Raw genomic sequence first — 20925 nt, forward strand, 5'->3', positions numbered from 1 at the left:
CCCGGGGACCAGTGAGCAACAGATGCTCGCTCGATGTCAAGCATTGTCGGTTGGTTGCACGACTCGCGGTGCCATTCCCGAGAAGGCCGTCCACATTCGGTGGCCCAGTTCCCGTTGCCCCGTACCGCTGTAGTGAATCTTCTCGGTTTCGCTGTTGTAGAGACCCTTCGGGCCCGGCACGTACGCAACGTTTGTCCGTCGACGCGGAGTATCGGCATGGACCGCGTCGATGACGGCGTAGTTGGGCTCCCCCGCTTCGATTTCGTCCGGCACCATCTGACCCAGAACGAATGGTGCATCACCGAATTCTTCACGCAAGGCATCGATAAGACTGTCGAGCTTCTCGGCGTACACCGGCCCGGTCAGCAACGGCACATCGCTCTCGCCCTGATGCCACAGCACCGCGGCGAGCTCGTTGCCGGGCTTGGTGGCCAGACCGGTTCGGATGCGCTGCACAGCAGCCCAGAACAGATTGACGCGGGCCCCGGTATCGGCCGGATCCCACGAGATGCCGTGGATGCGCGCAAAGCCCGAGTCGCCGCGCGCGTAGGGAACGAGCAACACCGGCTTACCCGTCGTATCGGCGAGGTGTGCTGCGAACGTGGGAGCGAATCCGACTGCCTTGGAGGGGACCTCGTGAAACAGCGGATTGCTGCCCGCCACGATGGTGTTCTTCGACCGACCCGACGCCGCCCACTGATGCACCCGCGGATGCGGAGCGTCGAGGCCGGATCGATCCAACCCACGGCCCCCGCCATGAGCGTTCGATTGCCCCAACACTGCGACCACCAGGTATGGCTCGTCGAACTCCTCCACTGGAATGCCTCGTCCCAGACGCCTCTTGACGACGTCCTTCGCACGCACCTTCAGGTCTCGACCGAATCCCATGGAATCCCCCTCATCGACTGCAATCGTTCTGCGCCGGTACCCCGGCGAATCGATCACCTATCCACTGATTGACGGCGTCGCCGTTCACGTCCCCGTGCCCCCGCCCGGCCTGTCGATCGATGGTGATGACGTCTCCGTACGCACAAGCCTGCTCGAGTGCCGCATCGGTCCACGCCGCGTCAATGAAGGTGTCGGCGTCGCCGTAGGCCATCAGCATCGGTGCCGATGCCGGCCCCGTGGGCACGGCCATCGCCGTCAGCGCCGCACGCAGTGCCGCCGCAGCCTCCTCGGACTTGGGCGCAAAGTCTTTGTCGCCGAGCCGTTTCACAGCATCGTCGCGGGCACCGGCCCTGTCCGGAGAGCACCCGGTGAGCGCACCCCAGTCCTGCGCGGCGTTTCCACTGCGATAGTCGTCGAGATTCAGGGCAGGATCACGTCGCGACAACGACTCGAGTACCCATTGCAGCAGCGGACCCTGATCGACGGTGAGTGTCCCCGCGATGGCCTTGTCCACCAACCCGACCATGTTCGCACCCGGTGCCAGCGCCACCGAACCGACCAGATCCAACTCGGGGGCGTAGGAACCGGCGAGTTCGTTCGCGGCCCACGCAGCGCCACCGCCCTGCGAACCACCGAACGCAGCCCACCGAGTACCAGCGTCGGGAAAGACTGTGCGCAAAGCCCGCACGGCATCGATGACGTCGTAGCCGGCCGCGATGTTGTCCAGGTAAGCGTGACTGCCGGGGTGCCCCAGACCCTCGTAGTCGGTGATGGCCACGGCGAATCCCGCTGTGGTGTAGCCCTGTACGAGCGCCGAAGCGCCGAGCAACGAGCTGGATTCCGACGGCGCACAGTCCTGCTCGATGCCCGTTGTGCCATGGGCGTAGGAGATGATCGGCCAACCGCCCTCGGGTGCGTCACCGGACGGGGTGAACACCGTGCCCGATACTTCTCGTTCCCCCACTCCCGGTTGTACCGAGCGATACACCACCTTCGCTGCGTTCACTCCCGAAAGCCGCACCTGGATCGGCAGATTGGGCATCGTCTCGGCACTGACTATCGACCCGCTGCCTGTCCCCGGGTCCGCAATCACCATCGGTTCGGGATCCGAACCTCGCACCGCCGCCGCGACGCCGCGCTGAACCTCCGCACCGATCGGCACGACGGCGGTGCATCCTGCCAGGACGGGCAGCAACAGCAATGCTGTGAGCGCTCGATGTGTTCGACGCATGAAACTATTTGCTGGCCTTGAATCTACGGGCGTAGGTCAACGCCGGCTTCTCGATGAAACGGTAGGTCAACGTTCCGAACGCGATGCTGACCGCGCTGACCAGAACGAAATTGCGAAGCATCCCCAGCGGGCTGTCGCCGGCCATCCAACCGAAGCGACCCACCATGATCAGGATGGGAAAGTGCCACAGGTACACGCTGAGCGAGATCGTTCCCACATAGCTCAGCGGTGCCCAATCGGCACGTTCGGCGAGCGAGGACTTCTCCCCTCGGGCCAGTGGAACGATGATGAACAGGATGAGCAGGGCCGAGCCGAGGGCGACGGTGGAACTCTGCCAGCGAGAGTTGTCGTCGATCAGCTTCAGTGAAATCGCGGCTGTGGGGATCATCGCGATTCCCGTCCACCACCGCATCTTGGTTGCGATGGCACCCTTCATGATTCCGTTGTCTATAGCGACGAACACCACGGCTGCGAGCATCCCGTAGGTGAAATTGTCGGCCAACGACCAGAAGCTACGGCTGAGTACCGCGACCTCGTTGGGTCCCCAATCCAACAACTTCGGATCGGTGATGCCCGACGGCCCCACGAGCGAGGCGGTGTACAGCTTTCCGGTCACCCCGATGACGAACATGATCACCACCGGAATCATCGCCAGCAGCGGGGCCGAGATGGACGTTCGCTTACGCAGATAGAACGCGATGCCCGTCAGCAGCGGAAGTGCGAGATAGAACGCGAACTCCAACGACAGCGACCACGACGGGTTGATCCCGGTTTGGAGCATGCTCGGAATGTAGGAGTGCACCAGAGTCAGATTGGCCAGCAGCGTCAGCGGATCGGTGAGCACTCCAAGCCCGTTGTCGGTGAAATGCCGCTCGGCGACGGCCGCGTTCTCCACGAACACCGCGCGCATGACGAAGTTCGCGAACAGGAAGATGAACAGGTACGCGGGGAACACGCGCAGCAGGCGGTGCATCGCGTAGCTGACGTTGTTCGGCATCGGTTTGCCCGCGAACAACTTTCGCACCATCGGCAGGAAGATGAGGAAGCCCGACAGGGCGAAGAAGAAGATCAGACCCTGGCCGAGCAGCCCGAGCTTGTACGTGAGCACGGTCTGCGGCGAGTAGTGACCACCGACGTGCACGGCGAGCACACACAGACACGCGAAGCCGCGCGGCCCGTCGAGGCCGAGAATACGAGCGGGCCGCTTCGATTCGCTGCTCACCGGAGACACGGGCTCAGTTGCTGCGGCCGCGGTGCTGTCTGGAGTTGCTGTCATGGCTGCCTTCTGAAGGTCACGGAGCCGGAGCCGCTGGGGCTGAGGCTGGGCAGAAGCTGACGGCCTCGGTGCCGGCGAACCGGTCCGCCAGCCATCCGAACGCAGCAGCACCGTCGATGTCTGCGTGACCGGAATTCGGTTGGAGCACATACTGAATACTGTCGCCGTTGCCGCAGCCGGCGGCGATCGCCGCATCCGTCCACGGTTGTGAGATCAACGTGTCCTTGCCGCCGTAGATCACCAACATCGGAGCCGATGCAGGCGACTTGGGCAGGCTCATCTCCCTCAGATAGCCCTCGAGCGTGGCGGTTGCCTCCGGAGTTGCCGGGCGCAGATCGTCGTCGCTGATCTGAGCGGCCAAGGACGTACGGTCGGCAGCGAGGACGCCGCCACAGGCCGACAGCTCGTCCCACTTCTCGGCCACGATGCCCCTGCGGTAGTCGTCGAGATTCAGCTCGGGATGAGCCTGAGCCAAGCCCACCAGTACCCACTGCAGCAGCGGCTTCTGATCCTCGGTGAGCGTGCCGCTCGCCGCCGCCGCGGCCAACCCGGTGATGTCTGCTGCAGGAACAAGGCTGACCGATCCGACCATGTCGAGACCCGCGCCGTAACTCTTCGCCAATTCGTTTGCGGCCCAGGATGCTTGACCACCCTGAGAACCACCGAACGAAGCCCATCGAGTCGAGGTGTTCGGCACCAACTTGCGGGCGGCACGTACCGAATCGATCAGGTTGTTCCCGACGGTACGTGCATCGAGATACGGGTGATAGGTGCCGTCGAGACCGAGCCCCTGGTAGTCCGAGACCGCAACGACGTGTCCGGAACGCACCAGCGCAGCAACGATCTGGGAACTGCCGAGCAGCTCCGGGTCGGTCGACGGGCCACAATCCTCGAGCACCCCCGTGGTGCCGTGGCCGTAGGCGATGATCGGCCAACCACCCTCCGGCGCTGTGCCTTCCGGGGCGAAGACGGTGCCCGATACCCGTTGCTCGGATCCGTCCACTCCGGACGTCGAGGTGTACACCACTCGCGCTGCGATGGAAGAGATTCCGCTCAGCCGGCGATCGACGGTGAGCAACTCCTCCGCACTTTCCAGAGAGCCAGGGCCGTCGTTGCCGTAATCGGCGGTCAGCGTGGCCCCGACCGCCACGGATTGCGGATCCACCACCGCGTCGTCCGAAGAACACCCCGCCGATATCAAGACCAGCGCCAAGGCGCCGGCGGTTGCCGCTCTGCGCAGCATCGTTGTTCCTGTGTAGTTCATCGCTTCTCCCCCATGACTTGCCCCAGCAATTGTTCGACCTGGTCGCGATGGTCGATCGAATCTCGCGAAATCCCCCTCGCGAGCACAAGCACACTGGCGAGAACGATGCCCATGACGCCGCCCAGCATCGCGTTGCTCGTGCGTTTCGGGCTGGTTGCCGAGCTCGGAGTGGTGGCCGCGTCCACCAGAGTAAGTTGAGACACCGGCCCGTCGGCACCCAGATCGATCTCCGCGGCCAGCTTGACCAGTTGGACCGCAACGGAATTGGCGATATCACGGGCGCGGTCGGCGTCGGCGTTCACCACCGAGATCTCGATCAGCGCAGAGCCGGGACTTGGCGCCGCCGTGATGTCCTTCTTCAGCTCGGCAGGTTCGATCGGCAGATCCTCGGACGCGATGACGCGTCGGAGGACCTGCTCACCGGTGGCAAGCTGAACATACGACTCGACACGAACCAGAGATCCACGGTTGCCGTCCAACGAATTCTTGGGCGACGGTGGACCGGGGGCAGTTACGAACACTCGTGAGGCTGCCGTGTACGACGGCTCCACGAACGATGTCGCCAACCATGCGACGCCCGCCGCTAGTACGGCCGCAGCCACGATCAACGCCCAGCCGGACAACAGAATACGACCGTAGTCCTTGAGGGTCGGCACACCGGCGGGCGCGATCATCGCTTCTGCTCACACGTGTTGACGGGTCGTTGGCCGGCGAACATGCCCTTGACCCACGGCAACGACCGACTGCTGTCCAGGTTGCCGTGACCTTCGCCCTGATGCAGCTCGTATTCGACGACGTCCCCGGAGTCGCACGCGCGCTGCAACGCCTTCTCGGTCCACGGTTCGAGTATCAGATCGTCTTCGCTGCCGTACATGACCAGCAATGGTGTGGTCGAACGTTGTTGCGGCAGAGCCATGGCCGAGAGATAGCCGCGCAGACGATCCGTGGCCTCCTGGCTCACCGGCTTCAGGTCCGAGGGCTCGAGCTGTGTCTGCAACTCGGGAACGTCCAACGATCCCGGCGGGACGCACTCGAGCAGATCGTTCCATCGCTCCCGCGCGAAGCCGGACCGGTAGTCGTCGAGATTCATCTCGGGATGCGAGATCGCCAGCGTATCCAACGCGTACATCAGCAAGGGATACTGCGCTCGGGTGAGCGTCTCGTTCGCTGCCGCGTCGGCCAGACCGGCCATATCCGACACCGGCACCATCGCGGCCGTACCGACCAGCTCCAGTCCGCCGCCGTATTCGGCGTTGCGGTCGCTTGCCGCCCACGCCGCCATCCCGCCGAGCGAGACTCCGTATGCCGACCACCGAGAGCTCAGCGTGGGCATGAAGTTCCTGGCCGCGCGCACGGCATCGATCATGTTGTAGCCGAACGTCTTCGAGTCGAGGTAGGGATGATAGGACCCCTCGAGCCCCAGGCCCTGATAGTCGGTCATCGCCACCGCGAATCCGTTCAGAGCGAGTGCGGCCACGATAGGAGCGTTACCGAGCAGGTTCGCGTACAGCGAGGGGCCGCAGGCGTTCAGCACTCCCGTGGTTCCGTGTCCGAACGACACGATCGGCCAGCCACCCTCGGGCGCGGTGCCGGCGGGAACGATGACGGTTCCCGAGACCTCCGTCGGTTGACCGGTGACGCCCGAGGTCGACCGATACACCACCCGGGTAGCGGAAGCACCGAGCTCGGTGATGTCGACGGCGATGTCGTCTATCGGTTCGGCCGAGATCAGCGAACCCGGAGCCGTACCACCGAAATTCGACGGAGGAGGCGGCTCCGACGCCGTCGCGGACGCCGTGACCGGAGCCGTCGGCGCGCCGGGAGGGATGACCACGGGTGCCTCCTGCGAACAGGAGACCAGCACCGCCGCGACGGTCAGCACCACGCCGACCTTGGCCGCGAACCTACCTGCCATCGAAGCTATCCTCTGCTCGCCGAGGAGCTCGCAGTGTCGCTCGTCGCCGGCGTGGGCCGGGGTGCTGCGGACTGGACCGGTGCCGACGGAGCCGGCGTGGAAGGTTCTGCAGCAGAGGGCTTTACCGAGGATTCACCGGACGACGAGGAGTTTCCACCGAGAAGGCGTCGGCCGGAGGGCTCGAATGTGGTCACGACGCCCAGTACGGTGCCGCTGACACCGTCGAGCACCTTGATCGCACGTCGCAGCTTCTCCCGTGTCGTTCGGCCGGTGCGCGCGAGAACCAGTGTGCCGTCTGCCAATGCAGTGAGAATCGCACCGTCGGTGACCTCGAGCAGAGGCGGGGTGTCGACGATGACGTAGCGGTAGTCGCCGCGCAGTTCCTCGAGCACCTCATGGGCACGGTCCGATCCGAGCAGCTCGCTCGGATTGGGCGGCACCGGGCCCGAGGGCAGTACCGACACACCGTCGAACACATCGTGCACAACGGCGTCCTCGATGCCGTGCTCACCGGAGAGCACCGTCGACAGTCCGCTGTGTTGCTCGATGCCCAGGCGAGTTCCCAGGGCTGCGCTGCGAAGATCGCCGCCGACGAGCAGGACCCGGTGCCCTGCTTCGGCGAGAATTGCCGCCAGATCGATGGCAGTGCTGGTGCGGCCTTCGGCTGCGGACGGGCTGGTGACGGTGATGATGCGCGGCGGCGAGCCACCGCCGAGGAAGCGAATGTTGGTGCGCAGCGCACGCAGTGGCTCGCCCATCTTGATCATCGACGCCACTGCTGCCTTCGGCCGTGTTGCATCGACCGGGAGTCCGCCGAGAACGGTGCGGCCCGAGATCTCCTCCGCGCGCGACCGATCCCGAACAGAACGGTCCAGCAGTCCGCGAAGCAACGCGAGTGCAAGACCGACGACGAGGCCGATGGCAGCACCGAGTCCGAGGACGGTGGTCAGCCCCATGCCGATCGGTGCGGCCGGAACATCGCCCTGATCGACGATGGTGGCACCGGCGGCCGGGCTACCGCCGCGCTGGGAGGTTTCGAGTTCCTGCACCAACTGGGTCAGCTGACCGGCGACCGCGTTGGTCAGGACCTGGGCGACCGCAGGGTCGGCGTCGGTGGCGCAGAGATCGAGCAACACCGTCTTGTCGATCGGAGTGGCGGTGACGCGTGAACGCAGCTCGTCCGGAGACATGTCCAACTGCAACTGATCGATCGCACGCTGGGCAACCTGTGTGCTGGTTGCCAATCCGGCATAGGAGGTGACGCGTTCCTGCGAGAACAGGTTGTTCTGGTAGGCCTCGCCGACCGAGCTGCCACCTTCGGTGGTGACGAACAGTCGGGCGCACGCCTGGTACTGCGGCGTCGTGAAGAGCGTGTAGGCCCAACCTCCGACGATGCCGACGACCATCGCGAGCGCGACGATCCACCATCCCGCGCGAAGAATGCGCCCGTACTCTCGAATCTCCACGAGTGCTCCAATCGAATGACGTCGGTCAAGGGGAAAGAATAAAGCGCAGCGAACGATTCGGCACGGCGTACATGTTGCGAGCGGGTGAAAGCGTGACAACATCAGTGCTTATGAGCATCACGCAACGAGTCGGTGCGGCGGCCATCGTGGTCGTACCCGTTTTCGTTACATTCGCAATGATTCTCGGCGGAACTCCAGCAAAACTGGGCGCGTTCGCCCTCGTCGTGCTGACTGTGGGAGCGTACATCGGCCTACGTCATCCGCTGTATCTGACTCGCGCTCTTGCTTTTTCACTCGGCGCATTGCCGTTCGGATATGTTCCCGGTGTTCACGCCCCGTTAATTTTCGCTTTGGGAATCGCGGTCATCCTCGCCACTGTGATCCACCGCACAGCGGTGAGCCGCATCACATGGCCGGAAATGCCGATGATCGCACTGCTCGTTCTCTCCGCATTGTCGTTGTTCGCAACCAGTGGCGCACTCGTCGACTACGTGGAATTCGGCCAATGGGTCGTTTCCACATTGGTCGTCGTCTGCCTGTTGCGCATGCAGCGGGACGAGCTGGCTCTATTCGGCAGAATCTATGTCTACGCCGCCTCGGCCGCAGCCGCTTTCGCCGTGCTGATCTTCGTCGCAGATCCGGCCGGGAAACTCATTCGCTACCTGTCGATCTTCGGCTACGGCAGCGAAGAAGAAAGCACTCGTTTCGTCTACAGCCCCACCGGAGCCACCACTGTTCGCCTGGCCGGGACGTACATCGACCCCAACGCGGCCGGCATCGGATTCGTCCTGGCCCTGATGCTGTGCGTGCTGCTTCTGCGCGGCTACCTGCGCACAATGCTTGCCGCACTGCTGTTCCTGTCGATCGTCATGACGCTCTCTCGCGCAGCACTGTTCTCCGTGGTGTTCGGCGTACTGCTGATGTTGGCGTTCCAGCAACTGCGCACTCGTGAGCGGCTCGCCATCGTCGGCTCCTTCGCGGCAGCATTCGTCGGCGCTCTCGCCGTACCGAGTGTGCGCAATCGCGTCTTCTCGTCGTTCGGTAGCGGGGACGCCGGCTCGAGTGCACGCGGCGACGCTCTGGTGGAGTTCCCCGGCCACATGCAGGGCCACTGGATGTTCGGACTGGGCTGGGGCCGTGCCGAATTCAAAGACCCCACGGTCGCTTTCGAAGTGAACTACGTTGCCAACACCCCGCTGCTGACCATCTACCGCGGAGGGTTGGTGGCCGGCATTGCCTTCGTCGCGATACTCGTCGTCATCGCCGTGGTCGGATACAAACTGCTGCGCGCCCGGCAGTGGGAGTACGGGTTCTACGGCGGCGGAATGATCGGCTTTGCCGTCGTCGCGCTGCAACTCGACTTCCCCGTTGTCACGATCCCAGCGACCACGATGGCGTTTTCGGTGATGTACGCATTTCTCGTCTACGCATGGGAAAAGTCGTCGGAAACCGATCCACTTGCCGACAACGCCCACGCTCTCGAAACGAAAAGCTTGGTTTCACCGAGAGAAGCTCGACCAGCAGTTTCATAACGATCGAGACGGTATTTGGGAATTGCACAAAACCCAGTTTGCAGTGCAATGATTCTCCGCACCGGCCCGTCGAACGTTGGCACAGGCCCCCTGGTGGAGAGAATTGAAGATGGTTCACTTTCGCGGTGGCTTTCGCACATTGATTTCAGCGACAACAGCGATGATCGTCGCTGCCGGTCTTGCATTCGGAGCGCAAGCGCCAGTCCAAGCAGCCCCGACACCCCCCGGTGTCGGCATCTCGGACGGCGGCGGCCTGCTGTGGTCCACGGACGCCGAATTGGACACCACCGTCCAATTCGTCACCGCCATGGGTGTGAAGTCGATGCGCATCGCCATCCCGTGGTCGACCGTCGAACCCGTCCAGGGGCAGCTCAACTGGGCACCCGTCGACCGCATTGTGAACAAGCTGCGAGCAGCCAATATCTCGATGCTGGGCATCATCGCCTACACCCCATCGTGGGCCACCTCGCCGGCGAACCAACCCATCAACACCCGTCCTGCCTCGCCGGCCGCATTCGGTGATTTCGCCGGCAAAGTCGCCGCCAGGTACAAGGGCAAAGTGGCCGACTACGAGATCTGGAACGAACCCAACGGGGCGATGTTCTACGCACCGCAACCCGACGCGTCGGGATACACCGCCCTGCTCAAGGCCGCATATCCCAAGATCAAAGCAGCCGATTCGGCCGCGACAGTCGTCGGCGGCGTGCTGGGTGCAGCCGAGCAGGCATATGGAGTGGTCAACCCCGTCGACTTCACCAATCAGATGTACACGGCAGGCGCGAAGAACTACTTCGACGCGCTCTCCTACCACCCGTATCAGTACTCGCTGAAGTTCTCCGAGGGCCCGTACGTCGACCACTCCCCGGCCCGGCAGGTCATGGACATGCGCGCGACGATGGTGGCGAACGGCGACAGCGCCAAGAAGATCTGGGGAACCGAGTACGGCGTGCCGACCTCGGTGGCCTCGGAAGATCAGCAGAGCGCGATGATCACCGACTTCGTCACCAAGTGGCGAGAGCTGCCGTACACCGGCCCGATCTTCCTGTATCAGCTGCGTGACCAGCAGACCGGCAGCAACGATCCGGAGATGACGTTCGGGCTGTTGCACACCGATTGGTCGGCCAAACCCGCACTGTGGGCACTGATGAGTCTGCTGCAGAACAACATTCCGCGGACCCCGGAATACAACCGCTTCGCTGCCGCTCCCAACAACTTCGGAGCCGTCCTCGGCCCGGTGTTCCCCGTTCGCGACACGTGGGCCCAGTATCGGCAGGACGCCGTGGTGTACGAGATGCCCAACGGATTCGTCGGCGTACCTCGCGCTGTGGCCGAGGCCGTCCGGTACACCGGATTTCTACCCACCACCCCGTTCAACGGCACCTACCAGGACTTCGACAGCCCCTACGGCCTCCGTGTGTTCTCCACCGCCGTCGGCGGTACCCACAACATCGGTGGTGGCATCTTCAGCGCCTGGGATCCAACCCTGGGACCGGCCACGAGCGACGAGATCCCTCAGTACGGCGGCGGCGTGCGCGTGACGTTCCAGTACGGCGCCATCACGTGGGCTCCCTTCGTGGGGACGACCGTCACCCGTTGAATTCGGCACCATCTGATCGGGTATTCACATACCGGTAGGCCTTTTTATTCGCATTCTGAGCGGACTTTCTCGGCGTCTTCATTGCGGTCAAGTTAACTCTGGGCGAAGGCAGGGTTTCGGCGGCTCGCTGGATTAATTTGCGTTGTGAAGAACCTCACTCAGAGCTATCTATTTGTCGTGGAAACGGATATTCATATACAGCGAACGAATGACTCTTCGTGGCAGGATTACGTCCATTGTTCGTATGTCTCGTCGGGGGACGCCGATTTGTCCACGGTTCCGTCGTGCAGTGCCGCACGCTCGAACCCGGTCGGTGCTCGAGATGTTCTCGCTCCATTCGAGTACGGTTCGACACGATGGGTAACTGATGGATACGAATATTGTTGTGTCGCATGTTAGTTCGCGTAAGCACTACCAGGTCGAACCATGACCGACGGCACTGGGCTCCGCGTTGCGATTGCCCATGACTACCTGACCCAACGCGGCGGTGCCGAGAAGGTTGTGCTGGCGATGGCTCGCGCGTTCCCGGACGCGCCCATCTACACCACCCTCTTCGAGCCGTCGACGACGTTCCCCGAATTTTCCGACCTCGACGTGCGGCCTTCCAGATTGAACCGAATCGGGTTCCTTCGCAAGAACCACCGCGCCGCCCTGCCACTGCTCCCGTTCGCGTCCTCGTCGATCGAGATCGACGCCGACGTGGTGCTCACCAGCACCAGCGGTTGGGCCCACGGCTTCCACACCTCCGGTCGCAAGCTCGTCTACTGCTACTCCCCGGCACGCTGGCTGTACGAATCACAGATGTACCTGGGTGAGGCGCGGAGTCCGCTCAAACGTGCTGCGCTCAAGACGCTTTCAGCGCCGCTGCGCACCTGGGACCAACGAGCGGCCCTCTCGGCCGACCGATATCTCGCCATCTCCACCGTGGTGAAGCAACGCATCACCGACGCATACGGCATCGAGTCGACGGTGCTACCCGCGCCGTTCACCGTCGAGACGGCGACGCCGGAGTCGATCCCCGAGGCGGACGCGTTTCTGAGCGGCTCGGGCTACTACCTGTGCATCTCACGACTGCTGCCGTACAAGAACGTCGACAAGGTCATGGCCGCGTTCGCCGGCACCGACCGCAAGCTGATCGTCGTCGGCCGCGGCCCCGAGGCAGACCGGCTGCGAAAGCTCAAGTCCGACAACGTACTGATGCTCAGCGATCTGACCTCGGGACAGATGACCTGGCTCTACCAGGGGTGTAACGGTTTGATCGCCGCCAGCTATGAAGACTACGGATTGACCCCCATCGAAGCGGGCTTCCACGGCAAACCCAGCGCGGTGCTGCACTGGGGCGGGTTCCTCGACACCGTCGAGGAAGGCGTATCCGGTGTGTACTTCGATCAACCCCAACCGGATTCGATCCGCGACGCGGTGACAATCCTCGAACGAACCACGTGGGAACCCTTGAAGATCAAAGCGCACGTCGAGCAATTCAACGAAGAACGCTTCGCCGCCGAACTGCACGCGGCAGTGACCGAGATGTACACAGAAAATATGGAGAGGGCGGCATCGTGATGACCAAGCGCGCACTGATCACCGGCATCACCGGCCAGGACGGCCTCTACCTCGCCGAACTGCTGTTGAGCAAGGGATACAAGGTCTTCGGTTTGATCCGCGGACAGAACAACCCGAAGGCCGCCATGGTCGAACGGGAGCTACCTCAGGTCCAGATCCTGCACGGTGATCTTCTGGATCTCTCTGCCTTGATGCGCGCATTTGCCGTCGCCGACCCCGACGAGGTCTACAACCTCGGAGCCGTCTCGTTCGTGGCGTATTCGTGGGAGAACGCGCGCCTCACCACCGATGTCACCGGCGGTGGCGTGCTGAACATGCTCGAGTCCACCCGGCTCTACGAGCAGGTATCGGGCAAGCAGGTTCGCTTCTACCAGGCGTCCAGTTCGGAGATGTTCGGCAAGGTCCAGCAGGTACCGCAGCGCGAGGAAACGCTCCTGTGGCCCCGATCCCCGTACGGCGTGGCCAAGGTCTACGGGCACTACATGACCATCAACTACCGCGAGTCCTACGGCATGCACGCCAGCTCCGGCATTCTGTTCAACCACGAATCACCCCGTCGCGGGCCGGAATTCGTCACTCGCAAGGTCTCCCAGGCCGTCGCCCGCATCGCCCTCGGATTGCAGTCCGAGATCTCGCTGGGAAACCTCGACGCCAAACGCGACTGGGGATTTGCCGGCGACTACGTCGAGGCCATGTATCTGATGCTGCAGCAGGACGAGGCCGACGACTACGTGATCTCCACCGGCGAGACGCATTCCATCCGAGAACTTCTGGACCACGCGTTCGCCGCAGTAGACATCACGGACTGGGAGCGCTACGTCAAGATCGACCCACAGTTCTTCCGTCCCGCTGAGGTCGATCTACTCGTCGGTGACTCCGCCAAAGCACACGCAGCACTGGGCTGGAAGCCGAAGGTTGCCTTCCCCGAACTGGTTACGATGATGGTGCACAACGACCTCGCCGAGCAGTCGCCCGACACGGCCGCAATCGCGTGAACGCCGGGCACCGCCCGACCGCGCTGATCACCGGAGTGGCAGGCCAGGACGGCAGCTACCTCGCCGAGCTTCTGCTCGAACGCGGTTGGGCCCTCCACGGTGTAGCCAAGCCAGGTGGTAACGACGGCACAGTCAACCCGCACGTCGCGCAACACCACGTCGATATCAGCAAGCCCGGGGTTGCCCAGGTTCTGATTCGCGACATCGAACCCGACTACGTGTTCCACCTCGCCGGCATCTCGTCGGTGTGGCGCTCGTGGAACGACCCGGTTCTCACGACCCGGGTGAACGGAGTATCGGCGGCTGCCCTGCTCGATGCCTGCTTCACACAGCAGGAGGCGTTGGGCAAGCGCATCATGGTGATCAATGCGTCCAGTGCAGAGATCTTCGCCGGATCCGGAGTATCCCTGCAGAACGAGGGGACCCCAATTGCCCCGACTTCTCCGTACGGCGCGTCGAAGGCTCTGAGCCACAACATGGTTCAGGTCTACCGATCCCGCGGTCTCGAAGCAACCAATGCCATCCTGTTCAACCACGAATCGCCGCGGCGACCGGAAACCTTCGTGACCCGCAAGATCACCAAGGCGGCCGCCGCCATCTCTCGTGGCACTCGTGACACGCTCGAGCTCGGCAACCTCACCTCGGAGCGAGATTGGGGCTGGGCACCGGACTACGTCGACGCGATGGCAGCGATGGCCGACTACGGCAAGGGTGACGATTTTGTTGTCGCCACCGGCGAGGCGCACAGCGTGGCGGACTTCGTCACCGCCGCGTTCGAGGCAGTGGGGATCGACAACTGGCGCGATTACGTCCGCAGTGACTCCGAGATGCTCAGACCTGCCGACTCGGCAAGAATGGTGGGCGACGCCACCAAAGCCCGGGACCTGTTGGGCTGGGCACCGACCAAGGACTTCGATCAGATCGTCAAGGCGATGGTCGAGTTCGACATGACCGAGGAGATGGCAGCATGACAGCGGTGGAACGGCCTGTGGGCGACGCGGAACCCGAGATCTACGACGTGTCGAACTACAAGATGCAGGACATCACGTTCAAGCGGAAGCTGCGCAATCGCATCGGCACGCTCGGCTTCAACATGTTCGTGACCTTCATTCCGTCACACTGGATTCGGCAGAACTTCCTGCGCGCGTTCGGAGCGACGATCGGCAAGGACGTCTCGATCTTCCGCGGCACCACCATCCTCGATCCCGAGGGCCTCAGCATCGGCGACGCGTGCTCCATCGGATTCCGCTGCATGCTCGACGCCCGCGGCGGCATCACGATCGGCAGCAACGTCGTCATCGCCAGTGATACCCACATCATCGCCGGCTACCACGATCACAACTCGCCGGAGTTCACCCCGATCCTCGAGCCCTGCGTAATCAACGATTACGTGTGGATTGCCAGTCGCAGCACGCTTCTCAGCGGTGTGACCCTGGGCCGCGGTGCCGTCGTCGGCGGTTGCTCCATGGTGCGTGGAGACGTGGGCGAACTCGAAGTGGTTGCCGGAGTGCCTGCCAAGGTGCGCGCGATGCGCGATCCCAAGGCTCTCGCCTACCGCCCGAAGTATCGGCCGCTGTTCTACTGATGATTCTGCGCGACTGCCGACTCGTCTACCTCGCCCCTCGATCCGGAGTGGGCGGGGTAGGCGACTATGCCGACGATTTCGCCGACGCCGTGCGTCACCACTTCGGCGAAGTGATCGAGTATCGCCACGACGGGCCCGGGTCGCACTCCGTACGAGACATTCTGCGGCACCGCAAGGCAATACAGGAGCTCGTCGACGCCGATCCGGAGCGCGTCATCGTGCACTGCGAACTCAGCGGCGGCTCGGTGATGCCGTTCTGGGCTACCGCCCGTCTCACCGGCAACCCGCTGGTGACCGCGACCGTGCACGACCCACCCGGCATCGTCTGGTGGCCCGCCCGTACCAAATTCCTGGCCGGCAAGAAGGTGCTCAACCACGGCCTGCACTACCCACTTCGGGCAGCGTGGAGAAGGCTGGAGCGCGCCGTCGTCGGACGTCGAACGCTGTTCGCACTCACCCGCTCCGGTGCCGACTCCCTGGAACGCAGCTACCCCGCCGTGACGGCAGAAGCTGTGATGCACTTCGTCCCCGAACGTCCCGACATCACCCCGGCCGAAGATCGCCCCCTCGCCGTCGGCCTGTTCGGATTCGTCTACCGCGGTAAAGGATTCGATCAACTCCAGCAGCTGCGCGATCGTCTGCCGAGCGAGATTGCCATTCGCATCGCCGGACGTGGAACCGAACTGCTCGACCCCGTGGACGGCGTCGAGATTCTCGGAGAGGTGAACGGACCCGACGAGGACGCCTTCTTCGAATCCATCCGTGCACTCGTGGTGCCCTACGGCAAACGATCCATCTACGGCGACGCGTTCCCGGCCTCCGGCTCGGTGAGCCGTGCCATCGCCTACCAAACCCCGGTTGTCTGCCTCGAGGAAGGCGCGCTCTCCGAAACCGATGGCGGTGCACTGGTTGTCGCCGGCGGAACCGTCGAGATCGCCGACGCCACCGCTCGCCTCGTCACCGATCGAGAAGCGCTGACCCGACTCCGCCACGAAGTGGAGACACTGCGCAGCGCCAACGCTCCCCACCTGGTGGCCGAGAACTTCGTGGCTGTGTGGGCGAAATGAACGGCAATCTGATCAAGGCCGGGGTCGCCGCCCTGTGGACCTACGGCGGGCGCGGAATCGGTCTGCTGTGGACCGTCGCGCTGATCGCCAAGCTGGGGATCAGCGACTACGGCCAGTACGCCATGGCGTTCGCACTGGCCGCGATCCTCGCCGCACCCCTGGATCATCCGTTCACCGTGCGCTCCATCCGCGTGAGCGAACGAGAGTTCCTGGGCGAGCGCACCACTCGTGTGCTGGCCGGTGCCGTACTGATCGTCGGCGGACTGTGCCTGGTGCAGGTGAGCTACATCGCCTGGTTCGCTCTCGTCATCGGGGGCGGTGAGTTGGTCTTCAATGCCTACAAGAGCAGGGCATTGCGCGACGGCCGTCCTGATCTCACTCAGCGCCTGGACACCACGCGCCAAGCGACCTCCATCGCGCTCGCAACGGCGTACCTGTTCGCCGTTCCCGACCCGTCGCTGACGGAGGCCAGCCTGCTCTACGCTGCGCCGTATTTCGTCATCGCGCTGCTGGCCGCGCTGCAGACCCGGGTCGCCCCACCGCGCATCCCCGGATCGTGGCGCGAGATGTCGATGCTGTTCTCGGAGAACCTTGCCAACGCGGTCTACATCCAGGGCGACGTGCTGCTGCTCGGCTTCCTCACCGACTCCACGATCGCCGGTTACTACTCCGTCGCTGCGGTGACGGCCTGGGCCGTGGCCTTCATCGGCCAGGCCTTCGGCAACACCTTCCACGAGAAGCTGCGCGCAGCAGACGGATTGGTCAGTGCCGGTCCGGCTTTGAAGCACACGGCGATTCTCGGCGGTGCCGCTGGATCTCTGCTGTTGACGGCCGGAATCGTCCTGTTCTTCACTCCGGCATCCCCACAGATTGCCGGCGCTCTGGTGGTGATGTCCCTGTTCGTGGTGATGCGGGTGATGAACCACGTGTTCACCACCGTGCTGTACCTCCAGCATCGCGACCGCACGCGGGTGCTGGCTGCCGCAACACTCGCGCCGCTGAAGATGGTGCTCGTGCTGTGCCTGTTCCCCTTCGGTGCCGTCGGCGCAGCCGTGGCGTCGGTGATCACCGATGCCGTGCTCCTCGTCTGGTTCATGCGCGCCCTGTACCGAGATCCGGTGAAAGAAGAAGTGACGCAATGAGACGCGCAACCTTCCTGCTGTCCAAGGACCCCGTCACCGAACACGGTGGCGACATCGCATTGTCTCGCTTGATGATGCAGCTGGCCCGCGAGGCCTTCGAGGTGCGCTCGATCTGCCTGTCCAAGGAGACCGATGTAGTTCCCGACGTCGTTCGCGTTCCCAAGCCGAAGGTCGATGTCGGTTTGCTGGCGAAGTCCTTACGGCCGACCCGCTCGGTGGTACACGGGCGCTACGACGTCGACGCCTTCCGTGATGCCATCGACGCATCCACCTCGGATGTGTATGTGGCCGAACACAGTTACATGGCCGAGTCGTTCCTCCGCTCGGCCAAACTGGGGTCACCGTTCGCAATCAACACCGTCAACACCGAATCGCAGGTGTGGAAGGTGACGCGAGGGTTGATCGGCCGCATCGAGGCACCGCGCATCCTGCGCGACGAGATTCGCGTTGCCCGCGCAGCAGATGCCGTCGGGACGTACGACGCCGACGAGGCACAGATGTACCGAGACAAAGGTGTACGTGACGCCCGCTGGATCGACCTCACCCTCGAACCCGCGCCGCAGCTCAATCTTGCCGAGACCGCACAACGTCTGGTGTTCATGGGCACTCGCGACTGGCCGCCGAACCAGGAGGCCTTCAAGATCGCTCTGGAGTACTGGCCGGCCATCTCCGCGGGCATCGACGGTGCCGAACTGTGCATCATCGGCGCGAAGGCCCCGGGCGCCAAGGATCCCGTCTATCCTGCCGGAGTTCGCGACCTCGGCTTTGTCGACGACCTGCAGGAATTCCTCGGCACCTGCCGCGCTCTGATCGCACCCGTCGCCACCGGCGGCGGCGTACGGGTCAAGATCCTCGACGCCGCGAGCAAAGGCCTACCGGTCGTCGGAACCTCCGCGGCCGTCGGATCCCTCGACTCGATCTTCGAGCTGCCCACCTTCGACGAGAAAGAGCAGTTCGTCGCCGAATGCCGCCGCTACCTGCTCGATCGCACCGCAGCCGTCAAGGCGGGCGAGCGCATCTACGAGCTGAACACCGCACGTTGGCACGATCGCATCCCTCACTCCACCGTGGAGTCACTGATCAGTGCTCCGCTGACACGCACCCTAGGATGATCGCCATGACCCTCCGCTCACGTCTGCTCACCGTTGCGGCAGCCGCCGCGATTGCCGTCGGTCTCTCGTCACCCGTGGCGCATGCAGCACCACCTGCGGGGCTCGGATTCACCGGCGGAGCGCCGTTCCTGACGCTCGACGACGCCACGCTGAACAACGAGCTCGGGGCCGGGCGTGAGATCGGTGCCTCGTGGGTGCGGGTGGTCGTGAACTGGGCGGCCATCGAGACAGCCCCGGGAGTGTTCGATTGGGGCAACACCGACCGAGTGATCAATGCCGCGACAGCGCAGGGCTACTCGGTACTGGCCGTACTCGGCGGAACCCCCGGTTGGGCGCAGGGTGGCGTCGCCTCCCCGCTGCCTGGCGCAGTTCCTTTGGATCCCAACACCTTCGGTGCATTCGCTGGTGCGGCAGCAGCGCACCTCGGTGATCGCGTCGACAGCTACGAGGTGTGGAACGAGCCCAACATCCCCACCTTCTTCGCGCCCGTCGACGCCGCCCGCTACACCGGCCTGCTGCGCGCCGCCTACCCCGCGATCCACAACGCCGACGCCGGAGCCACCGTGCTCAGCGCCGGGTTGGCCACCACCGTGAACTTCGGAGCCTGGACCGTTGCGCCGGTGACCTTCCTCCAGCAGATGTACGCCGCCGGAGCAGGTGGGTTCATGGATGCCGTTGCGCTGCATCCCTATACGTTCCCCTTCACCGTCGAGAACGACCCCAACGGCCAATGGGCCCAGGTGGATCAGGCCTACGGCACCATGGCGGCCAACGGCGACGGCGGCAAGAAGATCTGGATCACCGAACTGGGCGCACCCACCGGCAACGGCCCGATGGCCGTCACCGAGGATGCACAGGCCGCGATCATCGGCTCTAGCCTGAACAAAGCGTCGTCACTGCCCTACGTGGGGCCGGTGTTCGTGCACTCACTGCGTGACTCGGGAACCGACCCCGCCGATTCGGAACAGAACTACGGACTGCTGCGCTCGGACTTCAGCCACAAGCCGGCATACGACGTGGTGCGGGGTTCGTGAATCGCTGAAGGGTTCGGGTTCGGGACCTCACACCCTTTTTCCCGACCGCGCGCCCGAGTTTAACTCATAGAATGGTCGCGCACCTTGCAGCAGGGGTGTGAGGTTACTCAGCCGCAGGGGCGGTCCGGTGAGCGCACCTCACGGTTCACGATCGCCCTTCATACGCGGCATCCCGCTCATTCCACTCGATACTGAACCCTCAGGTCCGGTGTCGTCACGTGCATCGTCAGGACGGTTGACACCGTTGGCCAATCGGATTTGCGGTTAGCTATATCAATCTGCCCCATCGATTTCGGAGCCCACCAGGACCGAACTACTCACCATCGGCGACGGGCACCTCGTTGTTCTGGCCCACTGCATCGGAGACAGTCGACACGCGTTCCAGTTTCTTGCCCCGACCCTGGTCGAGGCCGGATATCGGGTAGCGAACCCAGACATTCGTGGTTGCGGCGAGTCCAGCCTTGGTTGGCCAGCTGTGATCATCGGGCATTCGGTACGTCGCGCTGCGGTAATCTTCGTGTCCTGGGCCGCAGAGAATCGACAGGGCAGGAACATACGTGAGGCAGACGCAGTGCGTGTTTCGGTCGCTGCTGAGGGCAGATACGCCTGTTCAGCGCTCACTGAACGACCCTGTTGCCGCGCGAATCGTCGACGAGGCAATCGAGGCCGTCACGATTCTCGGTTGGCGTCGTATGACGATGAGCGATGTGGCCAAACGTGGTCGCATCGGCCGAGCGACGCTGTACCGCTACTTCGCCTCCAAAGACGAACTGCGTGACGCCATCTTTCTGCGTGAAGTGAACCGATACATGGAAGAAGCCAGCGCGGCCAGGACCAGCGCGGCGTCCGTCGAAGACGCGCTGACCTCCTCTCTTGCGATCACGCTGGAATTCGTCCGCGACAACCGAATGCTGGAGAGACTGCGCGAAACCGATCGCGAAATGCTTCTCGAGACATTGTTCGACGACGATCTGATCGCGACGACACGTGAGTTCTCAGCTCAGCTGTGGAAGACCCAGCTTCACGGCGAGGCTCCAGTGGACGAATCCGTGATGACACATCTTCGGACCGTCAGTGAGATCACCGTTCGGCTGTCGTTGTCTTTGATCGCCAACCCACGAACCACAGCCGACTTCGCTACCCCCGATGCGTCTCGTGCCTACGTTCGGCGGTACATCTTGCCCCTTCTCGGCCCACCCTCTGACCCTCACCAGGGGTAGTTCTCGTACGTGCCACCCCTTCTTCACGTCGCCATTCA

General features: G+C 63.6%; 19 protein-coding genes. 11 read left to right on the forward strand and 8 right to left on the reverse strand.

Going from position 1 to position 20925, the window contains the following annotated elements:
• Positions 1 to 36: 36 nt before the first annotated feature.
• Genes CH294_RS06430 through CH294_RS06460 form a run of 7 tightly spaced genes read right to left on the reverse strand, consistent with a single transcriptional unit; the run spans position 37 to position 8040 of the window.
• The gene (locus CH294_RS06430; RefSeq protein WP_094737394.1) at positions 37 to 888 is read right to left on the reverse strand and encodes a sialate O-acetylesterase; all 852 of its coding nucleotides are present in this window, start codon (positions 886 to 888) and stop codon (positions 37 to 39) included.
• Between the two features lie 10 nt (positions 889 to 898).
• The gene (locus tag CH294_RS06435) at positions 899 to 2119 is read right to left on the reverse strand and encodes a lipase family protein (RefSeq protein WP_094737395.1); all 1221 of its coding nucleotides are present in this window, start codon (positions 2117 to 2119) and stop codon (positions 899 to 901) included.
• Between the two features lie 4 nt (positions 2120 to 2123).
• The gene (locus tag CH294_RS06440; RefSeq protein WP_032405373.1) at positions 2124 to 3395 is read right to left on the reverse strand and encodes an acyltransferase; all 1272 of its coding nucleotides are present in this window, start codon (positions 3393 to 3395) and stop codon (positions 2124 to 2126) included.
• 16 nt (positions 3396 to 3411) lie between these two features.
• The gene (locus CH294_RS06445) at positions 3412 to 4659 is read right to left on the reverse strand and encodes a lipase family protein (RefSeq protein ID WP_249305108.1); all 1248 of its coding nucleotides are present in this window, start codon (positions 4657 to 4659) and stop codon (positions 3412 to 3414) included.
• Positions 4656 to 5333: a GNVR domain-containing protein gene (locus CH294_RS06450; RefSeq protein WP_094737396.1), complete on the reverse strand. Its 678-nt coding sequence runs from the start codon at positions 5331 to 5333 to the stop codon at positions 4656 to 4658. Before CH294_RS06450 ends, CH294_RS06445 begins: the two co-directional genes overlap by 4 nt.
• Complete coding sequence (locus CH294_RS06455) at positions 5330 to 6574, reverse strand: lipase family protein (protein WP_037173079.1); 1245 nt, start codon at positions 6572 to 6574, stop codon at positions 5330 to 5332. Before CH294_RS06455 ends, CH294_RS06450 begins: the two co-directional genes overlap by 4 nt.
• Positions 6575 to 6579: 5 nt before the next feature.
• Entirely contained in the window at positions 6580 to 8040 is a 1461-nt protein-coding gene (locus CH294_RS06460) for a polysaccharide biosynthesis tyrosine autokinase (RefSeq protein WP_094737397.1), read from the reverse strand.
• A gap of 110 nt (positions 8041 to 8150) precedes the next feature.
• On the opposite strand from CH294_RS06460, the gene CH294_RS06465 reads away from it, so the two are divergent.
• The 10 genes from CH294_RS06465 (at position 8151) to CH294_RS06510 (ending at position 19667) form a co-directional block, all read left to right on the forward strand.
• Complete coding sequence (locus CH294_RS06465; protein ID WP_037147145.1) at positions 8151 to 9572, forward strand: hypothetical protein; 1422 nt, start codon at positions 8151 to 8153, stop codon at positions 9570 to 9572.
• A gap of 109 nt (positions 9573 to 9681) precedes the next feature.
• The gene (locus tag CH294_RS06470; protein ID WP_094737542.1) at positions 9682 to 11169 is read left to right on the forward strand and encodes a cellulase family glycosylhydrolase; all 1488 of its coding nucleotides are present in this window, start codon (positions 9682 to 9684) and stop codon (positions 11167 to 11169) included.
• A 426-nt stretch (positions 11170 to 11595) separates the two neighbouring features.
• Complete coding sequence (locus CH294_RS06475) at positions 11596 to 12732, forward strand: glycosyltransferase (protein ID WP_032405369.1); 1137 nt, start codon at positions 11596 to 11598, stop codon at positions 12730 to 12732.
• Positions 12732 to 13727, forward strand: a complete 996-nt coding sequence (locus CH294_RS06480; protein ID WP_032405368.1) for a GDP-mannose 4,6-dehydratase — start codon at positions 12732 to 12734, stop codon at positions 13725 to 13727. Before CH294_RS06475 ends, CH294_RS06480 begins: the two co-directional genes overlap by 1 nt.
• The gene (locus CH294_RS06485; protein WP_037147150.1) at positions 13724 to 14698 is read left to right on the forward strand and encodes a GDP-mannose 4,6-dehydratase; all 975 of its coding nucleotides are present in this window, start codon (positions 13724 to 13726) and stop codon (positions 14696 to 14698) included. Before CH294_RS06480 ends, CH294_RS06485 begins: the two co-directional genes overlap by 4 nt.
• Positions 14695 to 15312 carry an acyltransferase gene (locus tag CH294_RS06490; protein ID WP_094737398.1) on the forward strand — a complete coding sequence of 206 codons (618 nt, stop codon included), beginning with the start codon at positions 14695 to 14697 and terminating at the stop codon, positions 15310 to 15312. The genes CH294_RS06485 and CH294_RS06490 overlap by 4 nt, the downstream gene beginning before the upstream one ends.
• The gene (locus CH294_RS06495) at positions 15312 to 16379 is read left to right on the forward strand and encodes a glycosyltransferase (protein WP_249305109.1); all 1068 of its coding nucleotides are present in this window, start codon (positions 15312 to 15314) and stop codon (positions 16377 to 16379) included. Before CH294_RS06490 ends, CH294_RS06495 begins: the two co-directional genes overlap by 1 nt.
• The gene (locus CH294_RS06500) at positions 16376 to 17521 is read left to right on the forward strand and encodes a polysaccharide biosynthesis C-terminal domain-containing protein (RefSeq protein WP_094737399.1); all 1146 of its coding nucleotides are present in this window, start codon (positions 16376 to 16378) and stop codon (positions 17519 to 17521) included. The genes CH294_RS06495 and CH294_RS06500 overlap by 4 nt, the downstream gene beginning before the upstream one ends.
• The gene (locus CH294_RS06505) at positions 17518 to 18633 is read left to right on the forward strand and encodes a glycosyltransferase (RefSeq protein WP_094737400.1); all 1116 of its coding nucleotides are present in this window, start codon (positions 17518 to 17520) and stop codon (positions 18631 to 18633) included. Before CH294_RS06500 ends, CH294_RS06505 begins: the two co-directional genes overlap by 4 nt.
• 5 nt (positions 18634 to 18638) lie before the next feature.
• On the forward strand, positions 18639 to 19667 hold the full coding sequence (locus CH294_RS06510) for a hypothetical protein (protein WP_094737544.1): 1029 nt from the start codon (positions 18639 to 18641) through the stop codon (positions 19665 to 19667).
• A 313-nt stretch (positions 19668 to 19980) separates the two neighbouring features.
• Here the strand turns inward: CH294_RS06510 and CH294_RS27395 are convergent, their stop codons facing one another.
• Complete coding sequence (locus tag CH294_RS27395) at positions 19981 to 20157, reverse strand: hypothetical protein (protein ID WP_170944616.1); 177 nt, start codon at positions 20155 to 20157, stop codon at positions 19981 to 19983.
• Between the two features lie 67 nt (positions 20158 to 20224).
• Here CH294_RS27395 and CH294_RS06520 point away from each other — a divergent pair, with 67 nt between their 5' ends.
• Positions 20225 to 20887, forward strand: coding sequence for a TetR/AcrR family transcriptional regulator (locus CH294_RS06520; protein WP_141216465.1), 663 nt, complete (start codon positions 20225 to 20227; stop codon positions 20885 to 20887).
• Positions 20888 to 20925: the final 38 nt, after the last annotated feature.

The sequence above is a fragment of the Rhodococcus sp. 14-2483-1-1 genome (genome assembly GCF_002259335.1).
Lineage (GTDB): Bacteria > Actinomycetota > Actinomycetes > Mycobacteriales > Mycobacteriaceae > Rhodococcoides.